The organism is Pseudomonas sp. GV047 (genome assembly GCF_003058245.1).
Classification (GTDB): Bacteria; Pseudomonadota; Gammaproteobacteria; order Pseudomonadales; family Pseudomonadaceae; genus Aquipseudomonas; species Aquipseudomonas marginalis.
In genome coordinates this window covers 950238-970537 of the sequence record NZ_QCWA01000001.1, presented here as the reverse complement: position 1 = coordinate 970537, position 20300 = coordinate 950238, and the positions used below count along the sequence as shown (strand labels likewise).

The 20300-nt window shown below is 58.1% G+C and carries 19 protein-coding genes and 1 pseudogene; 8 read left to right on the top strand and 12 right to left on the bottom strand.

Annotated features, from left to right (window positions below):
• Positions 1–103 precede the first annotated feature (103 nt).
• Complete coding sequence (locus C8K58_RS04465) at positions 104–994, top strand: LysR family transcriptional regulator (RefSeq protein ID WP_027605835.1); 891 nt, start codon at positions 104–106, stop codon at positions 992–994.
• A gap of 21 nt (positions 995–1015) precedes the next feature.
• Here C8K58_RS04465 and C8K58_RS04460 read toward each other — a convergent pair whose 3' ends face one another.
• Positions 1016–1921 (bottom strand): LysR family transcriptional regulator, encoded by a 906-nt coding sequence (locus C8K58_RS04460; RefSeq protein ID WP_092484232.1) that lies wholly within the window; start codon positions 1919–1921, stop codon positions 1016–1018.
• Positions 1922–2018: 97 nt separating this feature from the next.
• On the opposite strand from C8K58_RS04460, the gene C8K58_RS04455 reads away from it, so the two are divergent.
• The 4 genes from C8K58_RS04455 to C8K58_RS04440 all read left to right on the top strand — a co-directional run bounded on the left by C8K58_RS04455 (position 2019) and on the right by C8K58_RS04440 (position 6698).
• Positions 2019–2807, top strand: coding sequence for an SDR family NAD(P)-dependent oxidoreductase (locus C8K58_RS04455; RefSeq protein WP_108573127.1), 789 nt, complete (start codon positions 2019–2021; stop codon positions 2805–2807).
• A 211-nt stretch (positions 2808–3018) separates the two neighbouring features.
• Complete coding sequence (locus C8K58_RS04450) at positions 3019–4419, top strand: aspartate aminotransferase family protein (RefSeq protein ID WP_108573125.1); 1401 nt, start codon at positions 3019–3021, stop codon at positions 4417–4419.
• Between the two features lie 56 nt (positions 4420–4475).
• A complete protein-coding gene (locus tag C8K58_RS04445; protein ID WP_108573123.1) occupies positions 4476–5843 on the top strand; it encodes a glutamine synthetase family protein in 1368 nt (455 codons plus the stop codon).
• Positions 5844–6020: 177 nt separating this feature from the next.
• Entirely contained in the window at positions 6021–6698 is a 678-nt protein-coding gene (locus C8K58_RS04440) for a dTMP kinase (protein ID WP_223841583.1), read from the top strand.
• Here C8K58_RS04440 and C8K58_RS04435 read toward each other — a convergent pair.
• Entirely contained in the window at positions 6651–8432 is a 1782-nt protein-coding gene (locus tag C8K58_RS04435; RefSeq protein WP_108573121.1) for a GGDEF and EAL domain-containing protein, read from the bottom strand. The two genes, C8K58_RS04440 and C8K58_RS04435, sit on opposite strands and share 48 nt — an antisense overlap.
• Before the next feature lie 276 nt (positions 8433–8708).
• On the opposite strand from C8K58_RS04435, the gene solA reads away from it, so the two are divergent.
• A complete protein-coding gene (gene solA / locus C8K58_RS04430) occupies positions 8709–9917 on the top strand; it encodes an N-methyl-L-tryptophan oxidase (protein WP_108573119.1) in 1209 nt (402 codons plus the stop codon).
• A 257-nt stretch (positions 9918–10174) separates the two neighbouring features.
• Here the strand turns inward: solA and C8K58_RS04425 are convergent, their stop codons facing one another.
• Positions 10175–10924, bottom strand: a complete 750-nt coding sequence (locus tag C8K58_RS04425) for an SDR family NAD(P)-dependent oxidoreductase (protein ID WP_027605842.1) — start codon at positions 10922–10924, stop codon at positions 10175–10177.
• Positions 10925–11022: 98 nt separating this feature from the next.
• On the opposite strand from C8K58_RS04425, the gene C8K58_RS04420 reads away from it, so the two are divergent.
• Positions 11023–11382: a helix-turn-helix domain-containing protein gene (locus tag C8K58_RS04420; RefSeq protein ID WP_027605843.1), complete on the top strand. Its 360-nt coding sequence runs from the start codon at positions 11023–11025 to the stop codon at positions 11380–11382.
• 97 nt (positions 11383–11479) lie between these two features.
• On the opposite strand, the pseudogene C8K58_RS04415 reads toward C8K58_RS04420, so the two are convergent.
• From C8K58_RS04415 to deoC, 5 genes and pseudogenes are all read right to left on the bottom strand, one after another.
• Positions 11480–11863: pseudogene (locus C8K58_RS04415) on the bottom strand (response regulator); the annotation flags it as partial.
• Positions 11864–11865: 2 nt separating this feature from the next.
• Complete coding sequence (locus C8K58_RS04410; protein ID WP_027605844.1) at positions 11866–13194, bottom strand: ATP-binding protein; 1329 nt, start codon at positions 13192–13194, stop codon at positions 11866–11868.
• A 12-nt stretch (positions 13195–13206) separates the two neighbouring features.
• Positions 13207–13818 carry a chemotaxis protein CheC gene (locus tag C8K58_RS04405; RefSeq protein ID WP_027605845.1) on the bottom strand — a complete coding sequence of 204 codons (612 nt, stop codon included), beginning with the start codon at positions 13816–13818 and terminating at the stop codon, positions 13207–13209.
• Positions 13818–14177 (bottom strand): response regulator, encoded by a 360-nt coding sequence (locus C8K58_RS04400; protein WP_065927544.1) that lies wholly within the window; start codon positions 14175–14177, stop codon positions 13818–13820. The genes C8K58_RS04405 and C8K58_RS04400 overlap by 1 nt, the downstream gene beginning before the upstream one ends.
• Positions 14178–14366: 189 nt before the next feature.
• Positions 14367–15050 carry a deoxyribose-phosphate aldolase gene (gene deoC, locus C8K58_RS04395; protein ID WP_027605847.1) on the bottom strand — a complete coding sequence of 228 codons (684 nt, stop codon included), beginning with the start codon at positions 15048–15050 and terminating at the stop codon, positions 14367–14369.
• A gap of 128 nt (positions 15051–15178) precedes the next feature.
• Here deoC and deoR point away from each other — a divergent pair, with 128 nt between their 5' ends.
• Positions 15179–15937 carry a DNA-binding transcriptional repressor DeoR gene (gene deoR / locus C8K58_RS04390; protein ID WP_108573117.1) on the top strand — a complete coding sequence of 253 codons (759 nt, stop codon included), beginning with the start codon at positions 15179–15181 and terminating at the stop codon, positions 15935–15937.
• Here the strand turns inward: deoR and C8K58_RS04385 are convergent.
• The 4 genes from C8K58_RS04385 to C8K58_RS33000 all read right to left on the bottom strand — a co-directional run bounded on the left by C8K58_RS04385 (position 15934) and on the right by C8K58_RS33000 (position 20180).
• Entirely contained in the window at positions 15934–16980 is a 1047-nt protein-coding gene (locus C8K58_RS04385; RefSeq protein WP_108573116.1) for an aldose 1-epimerase family protein, read from the bottom strand. The two genes, deoR and C8K58_RS04385, sit on opposite strands and share 4 nt — an antisense overlap.
• Entirely contained in the window at positions 16977–18308 is a 1332-nt protein-coding gene (fucP, locus tag C8K58_RS04380; protein ID WP_027605850.1) for an L-fucose:H+ symporter permease, read from the bottom strand. The genes C8K58_RS04385 and fucP overlap by 4 nt, the downstream gene beginning before the upstream one ends.
• 26 nt (positions 18309–18334) lie before the next feature.
• Entirely contained in the window at positions 18335–19255 is a 921-nt protein-coding gene (gene rbsK, locus C8K58_RS04375; protein ID WP_108573114.1) for a ribokinase, read from the bottom strand.
• 199 nt (positions 19256–19454) lie between these two features.
• Positions 19455–20180 (bottom strand): methyl-accepting chemotaxis protein, encoded by a 726-nt coding sequence (locus tag C8K58_RS33000; protein ID WP_370671277.1) that lies wholly within the window; start codon positions 20178–20180, stop codon positions 19455–19457.
• Positions 20181–20300 lie beyond the last annotated feature (120 nt).

Sequence of the window (20300 nt, the reverse complement as noted above, 5' to 3'; positions counted from 1 at the left end):
TAAAAAATGTTTCAAATGCAAAGATTGAAGAGATTATTGCGTTTTGCGAATGATAAATTTACGCTGAGTTTCCTTTTGACGCCTTGTGCGGGTGAGATAAGACATGGAATATGAGCTGAATGACATTCGATCCTTCGTGAAAATCGCTGAACTTGGCAGTTTTCACGAAGCAGCCGATGCCTTGCACCTGTCTCAACCGGCACTCAGTCGCCGAATTAAAAAACTGGAAGAGGGGTTGGGCACCTCGTTGCTGGATCGCACCACGCGCAAGGTCAGCCTCACGAGTGTCGGTCGTGACTTTCTTCCCAAGGCACGTCGGTTGCTGGATGACTTCGATGAGTCGATTCTCAATATCCGTGAACTGGCCGAACGCCAGATTGGCCGGGTAACCCTGGCGTGTATCCCTACTGCGGCTTTCTATTTCCTGCCGTCAGTCATTCGCCTGTATAACGAGCGCTACCCAAAAATCCGCATCCGCCTGCTGGACTTGAGTGCCAATGAGGGGCTTGAAGCGGTGCTGCGGGGAGAGGCCGACTTCGGGATCAACATGATGAGTGGGCAGCATCCGGACATTGAGTTCGTGCCCCTGGTCAGCGAGCCCTTTGTATTGGCGTGCCGGCGTGATCACGAGTTGGCTGGACGCAGTTCGGTCACCTGGTCCGAATTGAGCGATTACCGCCTGATCGGGGTAGGGCGCCTGAGCGGCAACCGCATGCTGCTCGATCACGCGTTGTCAGGCTTGAGTTGGCGGCCGCAATGGTTCTACGAGGTACAGCACCTCTCGACTTCGCTGGGCCTGGTGGAGGCCGGCCTGGGGGTTTCGGCGATGCCGAGCCTGGCCATGCCGGCTGAAGATCATCCAACCTTGGTCAGCGTCCCGTTGATCGAGCCGGTTGTGAACCGCTCCTTGGGCCTGGTCTATCGCCGGGGAGCATCGCTTTCGCCGGCGGCGGAGAAATTCGTCTCGATACTGCTTGAGCAATGGCCTCAATGAGCCATACGGCTGGTTTTTTTCTCAAACACGCCGCGGCTCGTCCTCGACAATCTTGCGCATCAGGCTCAGGTAGCGACTCGCTGCGAGCCCCAGGGGACGGTTCTTTACCCAGATGATATCGACCCATAGCCGCATCTGACTCGGCATGTTGTCAAACACCACCTCCGTCAATGCGCCCGAACTGATCAGAGGTTGTACCAACGGCTGTGGAAGATAAGCCCAGCCCAATCCTTGCTGGACCAGATCCAGCGTTGCCAGGTAATTGTCGCTGTGCCAAATCCGCCGTGACAGCACAACACGTGGATCAGAGTCTGTAGGCCCTCCAGTAGCCACGATGATCTGCCGAACGTTGACCAGTTGCTCTTCACTCAAGGGGCTTTTCTTGCCGGCGGCCGCAGGATGATCCGGAGCGGCAACGGCTACCAGCAATTGGCTCCCCGCTTCAAGAAACGTCTCCCGCTCGTCAAGCCCTGGTCGTTCAAATCCAAGGGCCAACTGCACACGCCCTTCATGGAGCATGCGCATCGCCTCCGGATGGGACGCGGAGCGAATCTCGATTTCAAGCGTGGGAAACTCCCGGGCGATAATGGACAGCGGACGATTCCATACGCCTGTCTGCAACTCCGGCGCCATCGCAAGGACCAAGCGCTCCTCCAACCCCTGATGAAGCTGGAGCGCATGGGCGTCGAGCAGGTTTAACTGGCTGGCGACCTGTCGAGCCTGGGGCTCCAGTGCTTTGGCGGCTGCCGTAGGAATGGCTTTGCGGGTTGATCGGTCAAAAAGCAATAAATCCAGTTCGGCTTCAAGCTGCGACACCGCCATGTTGATGGCCGAGGGGACCCGCCCCAATTTGCGTGCGGCGGCGGAAAAGGAGCCGCTGTCGACAACCGCAAGGAAAACTTTCAGTGACTCACTGGTGAACGCCATGGTGGTTGTCAGATTTTCTGATGATGATCGTCTTTTTTTATCAGGTTTATTAGCCTAATTTCCACTTCTATTCCAAATGAAGTCCGTGGGGAACACCATGTTAAATACTGATTTGAGGGGGCATGTGGCACTTGTCAGTGGTGCCGGCAGTGAAGCGGGTATTGGCATGGCGATCGCTCGCAGGCTAGGTACAGCGGGTGCGAGATTGATCATCACCGCCAGTAGCCGCCGCATCGAGGAACGCGTTAAAGAGCTGCTCGCAGAAGGGTTTGAAGTGGAGGGCAGGGCGGTTGACCTCACCGATGAACGTCAGGTGCGGGAATTCGGCCTCTGGGCGGTGTCGGTCTGGGGGCGGGTCGATATTCTGGTGAATAACGCCGGTATGGCCATGCAAGGCAGCCCTGAGGTTTTCTCGGAGTTGGCGAGTATGGAACTGCATGAGTGGAACCTTTCACTGGCCAGAAACCTAACCACCGCTTTTCTTCTGACGCAGGCTGTTTTGCCCGCTATGAGGGCGCGAAGTTACGGGCGCATTGTCAATATCAGTTCCACCACGGGCACCCGCGGGAGCAACCCGGGCGAAGCCGCTTATAGCGCTGCCAAAGCCGCGATGGTGGGCATGAACATGGGACTGGCACTTGAAGTCGCCAAGCACGGGATTACTGTCAACAGCGTGGCGCCCGGATGGATCACCACGGGCTCAACCACGCCGGTTGAAGCAGAGGCGGGGCGCTTTACCCCGATCGGGCGGGCAGGCAGTCCCCACGAAGTGGCGGCGGCGGTTGCATTTCTGGCGTCTCCAGAATCCAGTTACATCACCGGTGAAGTTATCGTGGTCGATGGCGGTAATTGCCTGGTCGAGAATAAAGCCCCTCAATCCGGTTAATGACGTTTGAATGAACATCTGCGCGATATATCAAGGCTGTATATCAGCTGGCAATGTAAATAGTTAAAGCCAACACCCACGTTATAAGTTTGCGGAGCGATATTCACCCAATATTCGGGAGCTGTTGCTGCACCTGGAGAATGAGGGCGTGTGGCTTATCTATACGGCAACGAAGTTTAACTAAGGTGATACTTAACAAAGGGTTCTAATCATGTCGAACAGTGGAGTTGGTGAATCAGCGATTGCTGCCTTTGCCGCAGCCGAGCGTGCCCGTTTTATAGAAAACAACCCAATGTCAATGGCGCTGGCCAAGCGTGCCAAGGCGGCGCTGTTCAACGGTGTGCCCATGCACTGGATGAGCGATTGGTCGATGCCTTCGCCGCTTTTTGTCCAGCGTGCCAAAGGTGCCCGCTTCACCGATGTCGACGGTCATGACTACATAGACTTTTGCCTCGGCGACACCGGCACGATGTTTGGCCACTCACCTGATCCTATCGCCCGCGCCATAGCCGAGCAGGCGAACAATGGCTTGACCACGATGCTGCCCGGCGAAGACGCGGTGGTCTGCGCTGAGTTGCTGGCCCAGCGATTTGAGTTGCCTTATTGGCAAGTTACCGCCAACGCTACCGACGCCAATCGTTATGTGCTGCGCTGGGCGCGCGCTATCACCCAGCGCAATGTTCTACTGGTGTTCGACGGCTGTTATCACGGCACCGTGGATGACGTGATGGTCCGTTACCGAGAGGGCAAGACCGTGCACCGTTCGGGCCTGGTGGGACAAGCCTACGACTTGACCCAATACAGTCGATCCATTCCCTTCAATGATGTCGCTGCACTGGAGGCTGCTTTAGCTCAGGGCGACGTGTGCGCGCTGATGTGCGAGCCGGCGATGACCAATATCGGCATGGTCCTGCCCGATCCGGGGTTCATGCAACAGTGCCGCGAGCTGACGCGAAAATACGGCAGTCTGTTGGTCATTGATGAGACCCACACTATTTCTACCGGCATCGGTGGATGCACGCGCCAATGGGATTTGAAGCCCGACTTTTTCGTAGTGGGGAAACCCATCGCCGGTGGCGTGCCTTGCGCAGTCTTTGGCATGACCGAGCACGTTGCGTTGGCCATGCACGATGCGCAGAAAAGCATCAGCGAAGCGAGCGGCGGGCATGGCCACAGTGGCATGGGCACCACCTTGTCCGCCAACGCACTGGCGATGCGCTGCATGCGCGTCAGCCTCGAAGAGGTCATGACCGAGTCTGCGTACCAGCGCATGCTGCCCCTGGCCTCAAGACTGGCCCAGGGATTTCGAGCGTTGTTCAAGCGGCACCAACTGAACTGGTCGGTAACCGAGTTGGGGGCTCGTTGTGAGTTTCAATTCTGTGCCACCTCGCCCAGAACCGGCGCGCAAGCCGAGGCGGCTTTTCATGACAGCCTTCAAATGGCGCTGCATCTCTATCTGATCAATCGCGGGATCCTGATCACGCCTTTTCACAACATGACCCTGTGCTGTCCGCAAACAAGTGAAGGGGATGTCGACAGGCTGATCGGTGAGTTGGATAACGCGCTGACCGCGCTGCTTGCCTTACCTGGAGCGCGGGTTATCTGTTCATAAGTTCCATTGTTCTTGAATACTGTCCAGTCGCTTGAATGAGCGCCAAGAGGTGTGACATGCAATTTGCTGATAAAAAAGAGGCCGAAGTTTATCTGGCCGCCCACCCTGAAGTGCTGAGCATCGAGTTGTTCCTTCTCGACGCGAACGGTGTTCCGCGAGGCAAACTGCTGCATCGCGACGAACTGCTGGCGATCTACGCAAACGGTCGGCCGCTGCCAAGTTCCATTCTCGCCTTGACCGTGCAGGGTGAAGACGTCGAAGACACAGGCCTGGTCTGGGATGTCGCCGATGCCGATTGTTGGACATACCCCTTGGCGGGAAGCCTGACCCTGCAACCCTGGCGCACCAACCCCACCGGCCAGGTGCAGGTGAGCATGCACCCGACCCAAGGTATTCATGCCGCACCGGCAGACCCGCGACACGTACTGGTGCATGTCATTGACCGACTCAAAGCCGATGGTTTCCACCCGGTAATGGCCGTTGAGCTGGAGTTTTACTTGCTGGACCAGCAACGCGATGCCAACGGTCGGCCGCAGCCAGCGCAGCAGACCAACGGCATCCGTCCCCAGGCACCGCAGGTTTATGGCCTATACGAATTGGAGCAGCTGCAACCCTTTCTTGATGACCTCTACGCTGCGTGTGCGCTACAGGGCCTGCCAGTCAGGACGGCCATCTCCGAGTACGCTCCAGGCCAAGTCGAGTTGACCCTGGAACATCGTTTCGACGCACTCCAGGCTATTGATGAAGGCGTACGTTACAAACGCCTGGTAAAAGGTGTCGCCAACAAACATGGGCTACAAGCCTGCTTCATGGCCAAGCCGTTCAGTGACCAGGCCGGGAGTGGCATGCATTTGCACGTCAGCCTGGCCGACGAGGAGGGTAACAACCTGTATGCGAGCGAAGACCCACAGGGTACGCTCCTGTTGCGTCACTCGATTGGCGGGATGATGGCGACCTTGTTTGACTCGCTGGCGATATTTTGCCCCCATGCCAATTCATATCGCCGGTTCCAGGCCGGCAGTTACGCGCCACTGGCCAAAAGTTGGGGCGTCAACAATCGTACGGTGTCGTTCCGCGTGCCCGGCGGGTCAGCAATCAGTCGGCACATCGAACACCGCATTTGCGGGGCGGACGCCAACCCGTACCTTGCCGCTGCCGCATTACTCGCGGGGATTCACTACGGCATCACCCATCAAAGCGATCCCGGCCCGGCGATCGTGGGAAATGGCTATGAGCAGGCGACCGATTTTCTACCCACCGACTGGCTGACCGCGTTGCAGGCCTTGCAGGATTCAACCTGGGCACGCGAGGCGCTGGGCGCCGAATTCCTGAAGGTGTATCTGGCGATCAAATGGCGCGAGTTCCGTCAATTCAACGCTGAAGTCGGGGAGCAGGACTGGCGCTGGTACCTCACTCACGCATGACTGATGGGCGATAACCGATGCTCACCAGCGGTTGTCAGCGTGGATTTGGGACCCGTGAGCCAAAACAAGGGTAGAGTGTTCATCACTTTCTGTTCATAGGGCCTTCGCGCAGTCGCACCGAGCGGTTCCAGCGTCCGGACAGGGCAAAAAAACGGTATCTCAATTGTTAAGTGAAGAATGAATCGTCCGCTGTTTATTTCTCTGGATGGGCCCAAGGGCACCGGCAAAACCACGCTGTTGGAGGCCGTTACGAAAGCACTGAGAGCAGGCAACAAAAAGGTGATCCGGCTTTGCGAGAGAAAAAGCGATCCGTACCGGGAGGGAACAATGGCGCTTGTTAACCAGCTCGTCAGAAGTCCCTCCCGGGACTTGGAGCTGAGGGTGTGTGAACGCTTTGCTGACAGCCGTGCCTGGATTTCCCGGCAGGTGCTGGCTAAACAGCCACCAGGCAGCATCATCCTGATCGATCGCTGGTACCCGTCGGATGCCGCGTTTCGCCGGATAATTCCGTTTGCAGAGATCCTGCAGTTGAACATTGATCGAAACGTGCGAGTGCCAGACCTGCATGTCGGGATTGTCACCGCCCCTGAGATTTCATGGGCGAGGGCAGCGGCACGACGGCGTGGGCTGAGCAGCACGGTGATCCATAAGCTGGAAGAACATAGCGCGTGTACCCAGGCATTCGAGCGAGCGTTGGCAGATCACGGTTGGGTTTTGTGCCGTAATGAAGGCACGATCGAAGACGCAACAATGCAGGTGGTGTCCGCGATCTATAGAGTCCTTGCTTGCGCGTCCCCGGCAGTCATTCTACCGGCCCCGACCTCCATCGATTCCTTGTGCTATCCAGGCTTCTAATGCCTCGGCGCTCATAGGCTTGGCTATCAAATAACCCTGTGCTTCGGAACATCCCCACTGTATTAACAGGTCCAGGATTTCCTGATTTTCTACGCCTTCTGCAACCACCCGGTAGCCGAGCCCCTTAGCCAGTCCGATCAGGGTTTTAACCAGTTGCTTGTCATTTTGATTGCTGCCCAGCCCGCTGATCAGAGATTGGTCAAGCTTGACGGTATTGGCCGGGAGCTCCTTCAAATAAGCCCAGTTGCTGTAGCCGGTGCCAAAGTCATCAACAGCAACCTCTACGCCAAACTTACGGACACGCTCCAGTTGCCGGATGACTTCTTCAGGGTTGGTCATGAGCATGCTTTCGGTAAACTCAAGTTCAAAGCCAGCTGGGTCCAGGCCGTGCTGTTGAATCTCATGGATCATCGAGTCGACGAATTCGGCGCTTTCAAGATCGCTGACGGTAATGTTCATCGCTATCCGCAGGCGCACACCTTGCGCTTTCCAAATAACCGCTTGCTGGATGATTGCGTTGAGCACCCACAATCCAACAGAAGGTATGAGTGCGGTTTTTTCAGCCAAGGGTATGAATTCAGCAGGGCTGATGGGCCCCAGTAAAGGATGTGTCCAACGTAATAGTGCTTCTACTGAATGACACCGTCCTGAGGGCAGTTTGATTTTTGGCTGGTACACCAGGCTGAACTGTTTGTCGGCGCAGACCGCCTCCGGCAACGAACTCAACAACATGAACGCGCGTTGTTGAGCCGCATCAAAATGGGGCTCATAGCGCGACCATCCCAGCCTGCGGTCACGCGCCTCATCCGCAGCGCTGACCACCAGGCGAAGCCAGTCTTGCTGGAGCCCTGAGCTATGAATAGGCAGGACGCCAATCCCGACTTGCATGAGTATGGGGATGGCGTGGCATTCGACAGGCTTTTTGAAGTCCTTGAGGATGTTTTCACAAATGTGCTCGGCCGTTTGATCCTCCTCAAGGAGGAAACCAAACCGCGTCGGGCTAATTTTATAAAGTAGACACTGTGGCGGTAATAGTTTTTGTAGGCGCGCTTTGATTGCCAGGACCAAGTCTGTGGCAAAACTGTAACCCAGCGCCTTCACGATATCGTTGAGGAACTTTGGCGAGATGATGTCAACCGCATACGCTTGGCACGCGCTGTGGGTCTTTAGCGCTTGGCGTATATCCTCCTCAAACCGGAGTCGATTAAATAACCCTGTGGGTTGGTCGACGAAGTTTCGAGAGCGCATGCTGTGGATGTGCATCATCACCAGTTCAGCAAAACCGCTGAGCATCGCGCTATCACGCTCACTCATAGCGGCACGTGAGACTGTATCAATGATGCACAGGCTTCCCAGCGTAAAACCCTCTTCGGTAATCAGTGGGGTGCCTGTGTAATAACGAATATACGGAGGCCCCGTTACCAGGGAATTGTCTTTAAAACGGGGATCAAGCGTCGCGTCCAATACCTCCAGCGGGGCGTTATCGAGCGTCGAGTAAGCGCAGAAGGACACTTCTCGTGGTGTCTGCGTCTCTTCAAGCCCTACGCGCGCCTTGAACCATTGCTGATGCTCATCGACGATCGAAATCAGCGCTATGGGTGCGTTGAAGTAAGCAGAAACCATCTCGACGATTTTATCGAAGACAGTATCGTACTCGCTGTCAGCTGGACAAAATTTCGCGACCTCTTTAAGCCGTTCAATTTCATTCGGCGGAATAGGAGCGCCTGCGCCCATGACAATCCTCGGAGTGGCTGTGTTTATGTGCACGGTATCAGACAGTGCCATCATTATGATGTTGTTTTTTCTATTCCTCTGATAGCTCAACGGTATGCAGGCAGGCGGCCTCTCCTGTGTTGCCGGGAGAGGCGCGTGTTTGGACTCAGCACTGCGTAGTATTGCAGCAGCAGAGCGGCCGGTGATGCTCGGTTGATAATATGCATATGCTCTTTTAGTCGTTGATTCTTAATCGGCTTCACTTTCAACTGGCTTCTTTTTGACAGGTGAGAGTTGATGTCCGAGCGGTGTGATGTAGTGGTACTGGGATTGGGGGCCATGGGGGCCGCTACGGTGTATCAGTTGGCGAAGGCGGGTGCGAATGTTGTGGGTATCGACCGCCATCACCCACCTCACAACCTGGGCTCCAGCCATGGCGATACGCGTATTACCCGGCTTTCGGTGGGTGAGGGCGCGCAGTACGTTCCCATTGTGCGCAATTCCCACCGCATCTGGCGCGAGCTTGAGCAATTATCAGGGGAGTCGCTGTTCGAACAGTCGGGTCTATTGGTTCTGACTTCGAGTCCCGAGTTTGACCCCAACGATAAAACCGACTTCACATTGCGCACCATCGGCCTAGCACAGGCCTATGGCATCGAGCACGACGTTTTATCCGCCGAACAGATTCGCCAGCGCTTTCCACAACTTGCCAACGTACACGACACTGCCATCGGCTATTTCGAGCCAGGTGGAGGTTTTGTACGTCCTGAACGTTGCATTGATGTGCAGCTCAAGTTGGCCGAGCAACACGGAGCAATCCTCTACAAAGGCGAAACCGTCACTGGGATTAGCTCGAATGAGCAGGGAGTCCATGTCACTACGAATCTGCGCACGCTCTTTGCAAACAAGCTTGTGATTAGCGCCGGCAACTGGAGCGGCGGTTTGCTGGGCGAGCCGTTTGACAGCCTGCTCAGCGTCTACCGGCAGAAGCTGTTCTGGTTCGGGCTGGAGGAGGGCGCCGAGTGGGTGGATCACTCACCGACGTTTATCCTCACTCACGGCCGTGGCGACGACAAAATCAACTACGGCTTTCCCGCATTACACGGCGAGGGCAGCCTGAAAATCGCCACCGCGCAATACCACACTACTTCGTTGCCGCAAACAATGGATCGTACGGTCTCGCCGGCGGAAGAGCGGGACATGTATGAGCACCAGGTGCGCGGCCGCATCGTCGGTGTTACCTCGAGCGTGGTCAAGTCTGCTGTCTGCGCCTACACCGTGACGCCGGATCGCCATTTCATTATCGATGAGCATCCGGCGTGGCAGCACACCTTGGTGGTGTCCGCCTGTTCCGGTCACGGCTTCAAACATTCCGCCGCGTTGGGCGAGGCGTTTGCACAGTGGTGCATACGCGGTTCGACCGACTTGGATCTCTCGTCTTTCTCCCTTAAACGCTTCGAGCGCTATCATGGACGTGAAGCCGGATTCACGGTGCCGAGTACGTAAGCGTTCCGGGAACACACTCATGAATCTTGATTCGCTGAGAAGTAAGTCAAGCATCAGCGTTCCCTCCGGCGATGAGTAATGCCGTCAGGTACGAATCCAGCACCTATGATAGCGATGGTGCACCGCAGTAGGCGACGAGAGCGGGAAGTGGCTGAGCCTGACACACGATTTAACATAATATACATTATGCGTAATACGATGTTACGTAATGAGGGGCAGTGCCCGTCAGATTCCAACAGGCAAAACCCCTCTCTGGCTCAAACCTGAGCGAACCCTCCATCCACGAACATTTCGCTGCCGGTCATGAAGCTGCTGTCGTCCGACGCCAGGAACAATGCCGCCGCCGCAACTTCTTCCGGTTGGCCGATACGGCCCAGTGGCAACTGCGCCGTCATATCGTCAATGATTGCATCCTTCTGGCCGGTACTTGAAAGCGCCAGGTCCAGGCCCGGTGTCGAGATCGGTCCCGGTGAAAGTACGTTGACGCGAATACCGCTGCCTTTCAAATCCAGCGCCCAGCTCCTGGCGAAATTACGCAATGCGGCTTTCGTGGCGCTGTACACGCTGAACGCCGGTGTGCCCATGGTGCCGGTAGTCGAACCGGTGAGGATGACCGAACCGCCGGCGTGCATCAGTGGCAGCGCTGTTTGCACGGTGAACAGTGTGCCTTTGACGTTGATGCCGAACGTGCGATCGAACGACTCTTCGGTGATCGACCCGAGCGGCTGGAAATCCCCCAGGCCCGCATTGGCGAACAGCACGTCTACGCGACCTTTGACGCTTTTGATGTGGGTGAAAATGCGCTCCAGGTCGTCCAGCCTCGAGATATCCCCTTGAATGGCGAGCGCTCCAGGCCCGATCAGCCCGAGCGCCTTGTCCAGTTCTTCCTGCCTGCGTCCCACAATCACAACCTGTGCACCTTCCGCTGCAAAGCGCATGGCGGTTGCCAGGCCAATACCACTGTTGCCACCGGTGATCACTGCAATTTTTCCGTCGAGCCTGCTCATGGTTAACTCCGAAGAATGTTGAGGCCCAACTCTAGATCCAGACTATTCTTTTGAATAGTATGCACCTTTTAGTAAGTACCCCTTTGGAGCACCATCACATGGCGAACAACACCTTCAATTGCGGGCTCGAGGCTGCCCTGGCGGTGATTGGCGGCAAATGGAAACCGCTGGTCCTGTATAACCTGGCGCGACATGTTCATCGGTATGGCGAGTTAAGGCGTGCGATTGGCGGCGTGACCGACAAGGTACTGATCCAGCAACTCAAGGAATTGGAGCGCGACGAAATCATCGCGCGGATCGACTTCCAGGAGATCCCGCCCAAGGTCGAGTATTCCCTGACACCCTTCGGGCAGTCCCTGGCCACTGCGCTGGGCGCGTTGTGCGTGTGGGGCACCGAACATATGGACACGGTCGAGCGCATCAGCGAACGGCGTATCAGCGCCCTCGCCCAGGCCTGAGCCCTGCCCCGATAGCCAACTCAACTAAATGACTATTTAGTTGAGTTATAGGCTTGGCGACGAATTCGCAGGGTTACGCTCAGCGAGCACTCTTCATTTCCAGAGCCTGATCGAGAGTGAGCTTGAGCTCTTCATCATTCCAGGGCTTGCTGATGTAACGGAACACATACCCATCGTTGATCGCCTGGGTGATCATGCTCATATCGGCGTAGCCGGTCAGCAGGATATTCACGCAGTGCGGATCGCGCCTATGCACCTCGCGCAGCAAGGTCGGCCCGTCCATGAACGGCATGCGCGCGTCGCAGACGATCAGGTCGACAGCGTGTTGTTCGAAAAGGCTCAGCGCCTGGGCCCCGCTCGTGGCCAGCAGCAAGTCGTAAGGCTTTGCGCGCAGCAGGCGCCGAAGGCTGTTGAGGATACTTTCCTCATCATCCACCAGCATGACGGTGTGTCGTTTTTCGCAGGAAGACAGCGTATCCATGATCAGCGTCCTTCAACGGCGCAGGTAGAGACAGCCTCGATTACCGGCTGGCGTAAGGGTAACCAGACGCGGAAGCGACTTCCCCTGCCCGGCTCACTGTCGACGGTGAGCCGTCCATGGTGCTTGACCATGATGCTGTACGACAACGACAGGCCAAGGCCCGACCCCATGCCCACCGGCTTGGTTGTGAAGAACGGTTCGAATATCCGGTTCTGGATTTCAAGGGGAATGCCGTGGCCGTTGTCGGCAATTTCGACGAAGACGCCCCCGTCCTCCCTGCCGCTGCTGAGGGTGATTTCGCCGTCGGCCCCCACGGCATGGCTGGCATTGATGAGCAGGTTCAGGAAGACCTGGTTGATCTGTGAGCCCATGCATTCGATGGGCTCGACATCGCCGTAGCGCTTGATCACCTGAGCCTTGAACTTGATCTCGTTCCAAATAACGTTGAGGGTGCTGTCGAGCCCCTTGTGCAGATCGGCCAACTGCCATTCGTAACTGTCGACGTGGGAGAACTCGCGCAGGTCCTTGACGATGCGAGTGACCCGGTCAAGGCCGTCGACCGACTCGGCCAGCAGGTCGTCGATGTCCTGGCGCATGAAGGTGTAATCCATCTTGTCCCGCATCACCGCAAGCTCGGGATGAGCGCTGGCATGCCTCTCGTCGGTCGCCTGTTCATGGGCTTCGAGCAGCGCGAAGATGTCCACCAGGTAACGACGCAGGCTGTTGACGTTGGAGCCGACAAACCCGATCGGGTTATTGATCTCGTGGGCCACGCCTGCAGCAAGTTGCCCTATCGCCGCCATTTTCTCGGACTGCAGCAACTGCGCCTGTGCGTCTTCGAGCCGCGCGATCAGCAGCGCCTGGGCACCCTTCTCTTCTTCCAGCAACTTGTTAAGTTGCGTCAACTCGAGTTGGCGGGCAGCCGTGTCAGTCGTATCACTGATGGCCAGGCCCACGCCAAGATTGCTGCCATCGGCATCTTGCACGGGGAAGAAGGTGCAGTTCTGATACATGAGCCGGACCATGCCACTGATGGGCCGGGTACTCTCGAAATTGAACAGGTGCGGCCGCTGCTGCCATGACGTGAACGCAAAGTTTTGCAGGGTGATGACGCTGTTGATCTTCTGCCGGGTCCAGGCCTCCGGCAGCTCCGGAAAGGCTTCGAACAACGTACGGCCGACCAGTTCTTCCGCGCTGCGGCCACTGTTGATGGACATGAAATGGTTAGAGAACAGCACCTTGCAGTCCTGGTCGACCAGCAGCACGCCCATATTGATGGCCTTGAGCATCGACTCAAGGGTTTCCCGGGAAATTACCTTGCTGTCTGTCATGAAGAGGCCCCTTCAAAGCTCGTCCAGCAAACGATCTATGGCCCGAACGACAACGCCTGCCGTACGTTCAGTGATGCAGATCAACAAGTCGCAGGAGAACTGATGAGCCTGAACCTCGAAACGGATTTCCAGCACCATCGCCAGGTGTTCATTCAGGTTCAATTCATCCAGTGCATTCGCCGCATGTTCGGTGTGGACGAGAATGGACGGTGCGTCATAGCTCACCTGAGTCGCCACCTGCCTTGCCAGGCCACTGATGCAGGCGCCGGTCAGGATGTTGGTGACATCAAGCATCAATTCGTGCTGCTGCTCCAGGCCGCTGCCCTTGTAGCCCAGCAGTTCGGCCAGTTCATCGGCCCCCTTGGAGCCAAAGCACACGAACACTTCGCCACGTAACTCACCCAGAAAAGACTGGCGGGTGACGATCATGAAGCTCCGGCGCAGATGCTCCGGAATCAACAGGTGATTCTGTTCCCGGATCAGCGGGTGAATAAAGGGAACCGAAAGCGTCACCATGGTATCGGTCAGCAGCGCCAGTCGCTCGGCCGCCTGTCCCATGGCGATGTTCATCAGTTCCTGCAGGGCATCACGTTGGTCTTCGGTGAGTGCGGCCAAGGTTTCCATCAAAGCACTCCTATGACGTGCAAGGCATTGACTACAGCTTCAGCCGTAACCGGCTTGGCTACGAATGCAGCAGCGCCCAGGTCGAATACCCGTTGCCTGGCCAGGGGTTGGATGTCTGCACTGATCACCACGACGACCACATTGGCGTCTTCGCGCTTGAGTGCTTCCAGGGTCTGGAAGCCGTCCATGACGGGCATGGTGAGGTCGAGAAAAAGCAGGTCGACCAAACCGGCGTGGTAAGCCTCCATCACCTCGGCACCGTTACAGGCCTGGCGAACATCTTCGGTCAGTGATTCCGGCAGGGAACGCAAGACCATCTTGCGGGACATGGATGAATCATCGGCGATTAGAACTTTCATGGTGCACTCCACAGGTATGAAGTGTCCTGCGGCCTCGGCCGAGGCCGGAGAAATCAAGACTTCATTGAATCTTCCAATCACTCTAGCGTGACATATAGCAAAGAGCCATGAAGAAATCCGGATAGTGCTCTAATGATTTGCGCGGCCTGTAGGGATTTCCCTACAGGCTGCCAGGCACCGGCCCGAAACTCAGTAACCACTGGCCGCCGTCATCGCCCCGCCGACAATCGCAATCCCCGAACTGCTGCCCAAGCGTGTCGCCCCAGCTTCAATCATTTTCAGTGCCGTCGGATAATCGCGCACGCCCCCGGACGCCTTGACCCCAACCGCGGCGCCCACGGTTTTACGCATCAGGGCCACGTCTTCGGCGGTGGCACCGCTTCGGCTGAACCCCGTGGAGGTCTTGACGAACGCCACACCCAGGTCCCGGCAGATTTCGCAGGCCTGGACTTTCTCTTCGTCGTCCAGCAGGCAGGTTTCCAGGATGACCTTCAACGGCACGGCGCCGCAGGCCTTGTGGACCAAGGCAATGTCTTCGCGCACTGCCTCCAGCAAACCGTCCTTCAACCAGCCGATATTGAGCACCATGTCGATCTCCCCTGCCCCGGCGGCAATCGCCCGTTCGGCTTCGAAGGCCTTGGTGTCACTCAGGCCGGCGCCCAGGGGAAAGCCCACCACGGCACAAATCACCACGCTGTCGTCGGTCAGGCAGGAAGCGGCGTAAGGCACCTGCCCCGAGTTCAGGCACACCGAATAAAAACCGTGCTCCCGGGCTTCCTCGCACAAGGTGCGAATCTGCTCGCGGGAGGCGTCGGGCGCCAGCAAGGTGTGATCGATGTACTTGGCCAATGCTGCGGGTTGAAGAGTGTTCATTTAACGTGCCCTTGCCTGTATGTTGCGAATGGTCGTGTGCCGCTTGTCACAGCACTCACACTAATATGTTACAATAATAACATTAAATGTCACTTGTCTAACACAAACAATCAAGCCCTGGAATACTCGTGGACAGTAGAAAAGCCGAGCGACTCAAGCTTATCCAACAAGCCTTGCAGGACCAGAACGCCATTCACCTGAGGGAAATGGCGGCGCTGCTGGAGGTTTCGGAGATGACCCTGCGCCGCGATCTCAACCACTTCAGTGATCACCTGCGCCTGCTGGGTGGCTACATCACCCGGGTCGGCAGCGAGGTCAGCGATTACCGGGTTGCCGAGCAGGACACCCGCCACGTCGAGGAAAAGCGCCGCATCGGCAAACTCGCCGCGCGCCTGATCCAGCCCGGTGACACGGTGTTTTTCGACTGCGGTACCACCTCGCCGTTTGTGATCGACTTCATCCCCGACGACTTGGAGTTCACGGCGGTGTGCAGCTCCTTGAACGTGCTGCTCAAGCTGCATAACAAGCCCAACTGCCACATCGTGTTGTGCGGCGGCACCTTCCACCGCAAGAACCAGGTGTTTGAAAACAGTGCCGAAAGCAGCATCCTCGACAGCGTGCGCCTGACCTGGGCCTTCGTGACGGCCGCCGGCGTCAGCCAGGCATTCGGCGTGACGTGCTTCAACTTCAATGAAGTCGAGGTCAAGCAAAAGGTCATGCGCCAGGCCCAGCAACGTGTATTGCTCGCCGACTTCAGCAAGTTCGACACGGTGCGCACCGCTCACTTCGCCACCCTGGAGGACTTTCAGTACGTGGTCAGCGACAAGAAAATCCCCCGCAGCTACAAGGACGCCATCCAGGCCCATGGCGCGCAATTGCTGGTTTAACCCAGCAACCGCTGGCGTTCCTGCACACTCAGGTAGCCGGTGGTGACACTGAACGAAGCGCTGGCTCCCGCCGCCAGCAGACGCACGTGGCCTTTGGCTTTCTCGGCGTTATAGCCCTCGGGTTCGCACGTCGATGGCAGCACGAACGCCGCCACTTGCTGATCCGGCGTGTGCAGGATCCAGCGTGCGGCGTGCTCGAATTGTTCGGGGCGATAGCGGGTGTAGAACGCCGCGCCATCGGGATGATCCAGCAGGAAGTGGGCCTGGCCGGTGGCATCCGTGCCGACGCCGTCGAAGAAAAACACGATTTCAGGGTCGTACAACCCCGGCTGATCGAGACAGGCCAATTGCCCGGGTTGTTCGGCCAGTTGCGCCATGTAGGCACTCCAGTCCGGCGTCGGCTTGACGTGGCCCGGAATGCTGGTGCGCAGGCGCAGGCGCTGCATGCCCCATGGCTCGACCAACCGCGCGCCGGCCACAAAGGCGTAGTTCATGTGGGCCATGTACATCAGTTCCATAGGCTTGCCGGCCAGGTTGGTCACGTCCATGTCGATATCGAACACCGCCGAATCGGCGCGCAGGGTCACGCCGGGGCACGCCCGGTAGCGATCGCCGAAGCCCTTGGCGTATTGATAGCAACCGCCCAGGCGCACAAAGCCCTCGCCGAAGTCCAGCCAGGCCGAGTCCATCGGGGCGCAAGGCATTTCGCCGTGCAAGGCGTGGGTGTCATCCGGCGCCGGGCAACCGTTGCGCAGCAGGCCACTGTGAAACATGAAGCAGCCGTAGGTATCGATGACCGTCGGGCTGGGCCGGGGTTGCTCGAACAGGTTGCTCATGGTCAGGTCACAGCCGTCGAACACCGCCGACCAGATCATCTGCCCTTGATAAGGCAGCAGCACCAGGCGTCCACGGCTGTTCTCCAGGCTCACGGCCAGCACGCCGGATGGATAGATCCAGGCACTGACCTTGAAATCCTCGGACTGCAACAGGATTCTCTCCTGCTCGGCAAACACCGCTGGATACAGCGGGATCCGCGTATTCATGAGGCCACCGCCGCGGCGGCGCTCGACGGCAACGTGCCAGGTTGGCGCATGCACTTGACCGCGTACATCACGATCACGATAAAGCACAGCAACGGTACGCTGTAGGCCAGTTGCATATTGCCGCCGCTGGCATCGGACAACAGGCCCTGGAAGATCGGAATCACCCCGCCGCCGACGATGCTCATCACCAGCAATGAACCGCCGACGCCGGTGTCTTCACCCAGCCCATCGATGGTCAGGCCGTAAATGGTCGGCCAGCACGGGCCGAGGAAAATACTCACGCCGACCGCTGCGTACACCGCCGAAATATTCGGCACCAGAATGGTGTAGGCCAGCAGCACAATGCACAGCACACCGTAGATCGCCAGGACCTTGGCCGGATGCAGGCGGCGCATCAACAGGTTGGCGATCATCTTGCCGACAAAGTAGGCGGCAAAGGTGGTCAGCAAAAACCATGAGGCGCTGCGCTCATTCATTCCGCCCATTTGCATCGCCAGGCGAATGGTGAAACTCCACACGCCGACCTGGGCGCCCACGTAGAGAAACTGCGCCAATACGCCAAAGGTAAAGCGCGGGTTACGCCACAGTCGGCCCAGGCTGTGGCGCAGGCTGCCAGGCTTGCTGTCAGCCGGCTTATTGCCCTTGCAGGCCGGGAACCGAGTGATCGCAACCAGGATAAACATCAGCACCAGCACGGCGATCATCCACTTGTAGGGCAACAGCGTGGACTGGATCATCTGCAACTGCTGCACGGCGGCCTCGGAGGCGCTCATCCGGGTCAGTTGTTCCGTGGTCGCGTCGGTGTCCTTGAACATCACGAAACTGCCGACGTACACCCCTGCCATCGCACCGAAGGGGTGGAACGTCTGCGAGATGTTCAAGCGCCGCGTCCCGGTTTCCCTGGGCCCCATCAGGGTCGAGTAGGTGTTGCAGGCGGTTTCCAGGAACGACAGGCCGGCCGCAATCACAAACAGCGCCAGCAGGAACATGCCGTACTTGGCCGTCGACGCCGCCGGGAAAAACAGCAGGCAGCCGAACATGTACAGCAGCAACCCGATCAGGATCGTGCTCTTGTAGCTGAAGCGGCGCACCACCATTGCCGCCGGAATCGCCACGAAAAAGTAGCCCAGGTAAAACGCCGACTGCACAAAGGCGGTCTGGAAATCACTGAGCAAAAACGCTTTCTTGAAGTGTGCGATCAGCACGTCATTCATGCTTGCCGCCGCCGCCCACAGCGCAAAGATGCTGCACAGCAGGATAAAGGCGAACCAGGGCGTGCGGTTCAGGTAGAAACCATCGGGTGTCTGTTGCAGCGCAGGTTTGTTCATTATTGTTCTCCGGGCTGGTTTGGGGGTTACGGCTGTTGCAGGAAACGGGCGAACGCCTCGCTGTCGGGATATGACGTCTGGGTGCCCAGGGCCATGACCGAGCAGGCGGAATACGCCACGGCCTGTTCCATGGCCTGCCGGATACCGCCGTCGCGGCTCCAGTGCTGGATGAAGCATCCGATAAAGGCGTCGCCGGCGCCCGTGGTGTCCCGTGCCACGACCTTTCGGCCCGGCACCCGGAATTCGCCCTCCTCTCCCACGTACAACGCACCGTGTTCACCGAGGGTGACGATCACGTGGCGAATGCCGCTGGCTACCAGCGTGCGCGCTGCGCGCTGGGCGGCGTCCGGCGAGTCCACGACCTGGCCGGTGATCAACGCCAGTTCCGATTCATTGGGGATCAGGAAATCCAGCTGCGCCAGGTGCTCCCCGCTCAGGCCGGCCAGGGCCGGTGCCGGGTTGAGCAGCACCGCGATGCCGTGCCGGTGCGCAAATTCGATGGCGTAGTAGGCCGTCTCCAGATTGATCTCCAACTGCAGCACGATCAGTGTGCACTCGCGCAGGTCGGCGGCCGCTGCGTCGATGTCCGCCGGCAACAAATGCGCATTGGCGCCTTTGACGATCAGAATGCTGTTGTGGGAGTCGGCTCGCACAAAAATCGGCGCGACACCGCTGGAAACCCCAGGCACCCGCTGCACATGACGGGTGTCGATACCAAAACGCTGGAAGTTGGCCAGGGTGTTGTCGGCAAACATGTCGTCGCCGACCTTGCTCAACATCAGCACCTGCGCCCCAAGCTTGGCGGCCGCCACCGCCTGGTTCGCCCCCTTGCCGCCACACCCGAGGGCAAAACCAGGCGCTTCCAGGGTTTCGCCCTGGGCCGGCATGCGGTCGATGTAGGTGATCAAATCCACCATATTGCTGCCGATGACTGCGATCTTGCTCATTGCTATTCCACCTTGTTGCACCCCGACCAGGCAGGTCGTGGCGCTCTTGTTTTGTTATTTAAATAACATTAGGTGTGAATATTCAATCTTTTTTTGCAGTGCCCGGTCAACGAGCCCTGCGAGTGGGCCGGTGGACCGGCCAAAAAAAACCGACCCACAGGGGGCCGGTCCATAAAGCGTGTATCAGGTCTGTGCGGTGTTACAGGCTGAAGCGATCCACGGATTGCGACAACTTGCCGGCCAGCCCGGCCAGCTCATCGGTGGTCGAGGCGGTTTCGCCAATGATGCGGCTGTTGTTTTCCGACATTCCCGCAATCATCTCCACCTGGTGGGAGATCTCGTTGCTGGCCAGGCTCTGTTCACCGATGGTGCGCGAGATGTCGTTCACCAACTCGGTGGTATTCAGGGTGGCCTGCAGAATATCGCGGATCGCTCGCTCCACCTCGGCAGTTACCGCCATGCCTTTGTCCACTTGGGTGACGCCCTCCTCCATGCTGGTCACCGCTTCCCGGGTGTTCTGCTGGATACGCCCGACCATGCTGGCAATTTCCTGGGTCGAGGCGCTGGTGCGGCCCGCCAGGCTGCGCACTTCATCGGCGACCACTGCAAAGCCGCGTCCCTGTTCGCCGGCGCGGGCGGCTTCAATCGCGGCGTTCAGGGCCAACAGGTTGGTTTGGTCAGCGATGCCCTTGATCACTTGGATAATGCTGAAGATTGCCTCGGACTCCTTGTCCAGCGTACGAATGACCTGGGCCGATTGCTGCGCTGAGCGGGCAATGCCATCCATGTCCTTCACCACCTGATGGATCACCCGGCCGCCGTCCTTGGCCAGGGCTTCGGCTTGGTTGGCCATATCCAGGGCACGCCCGGCATGCCGGGTGATTTCCTCGATACTGGCGGTCATTTCACTGGCCGCGGCCGCCATGGTGCTGGCGGCCGCGCTTTGCTGCTGGCTGCTGCCGGCGACGTCATGGCAGCCCTGGCTCAAGCGTTCGCTCATGCCATTGACGCCGTGGGCATTGCTGCGCACCACCTCGATCATGCC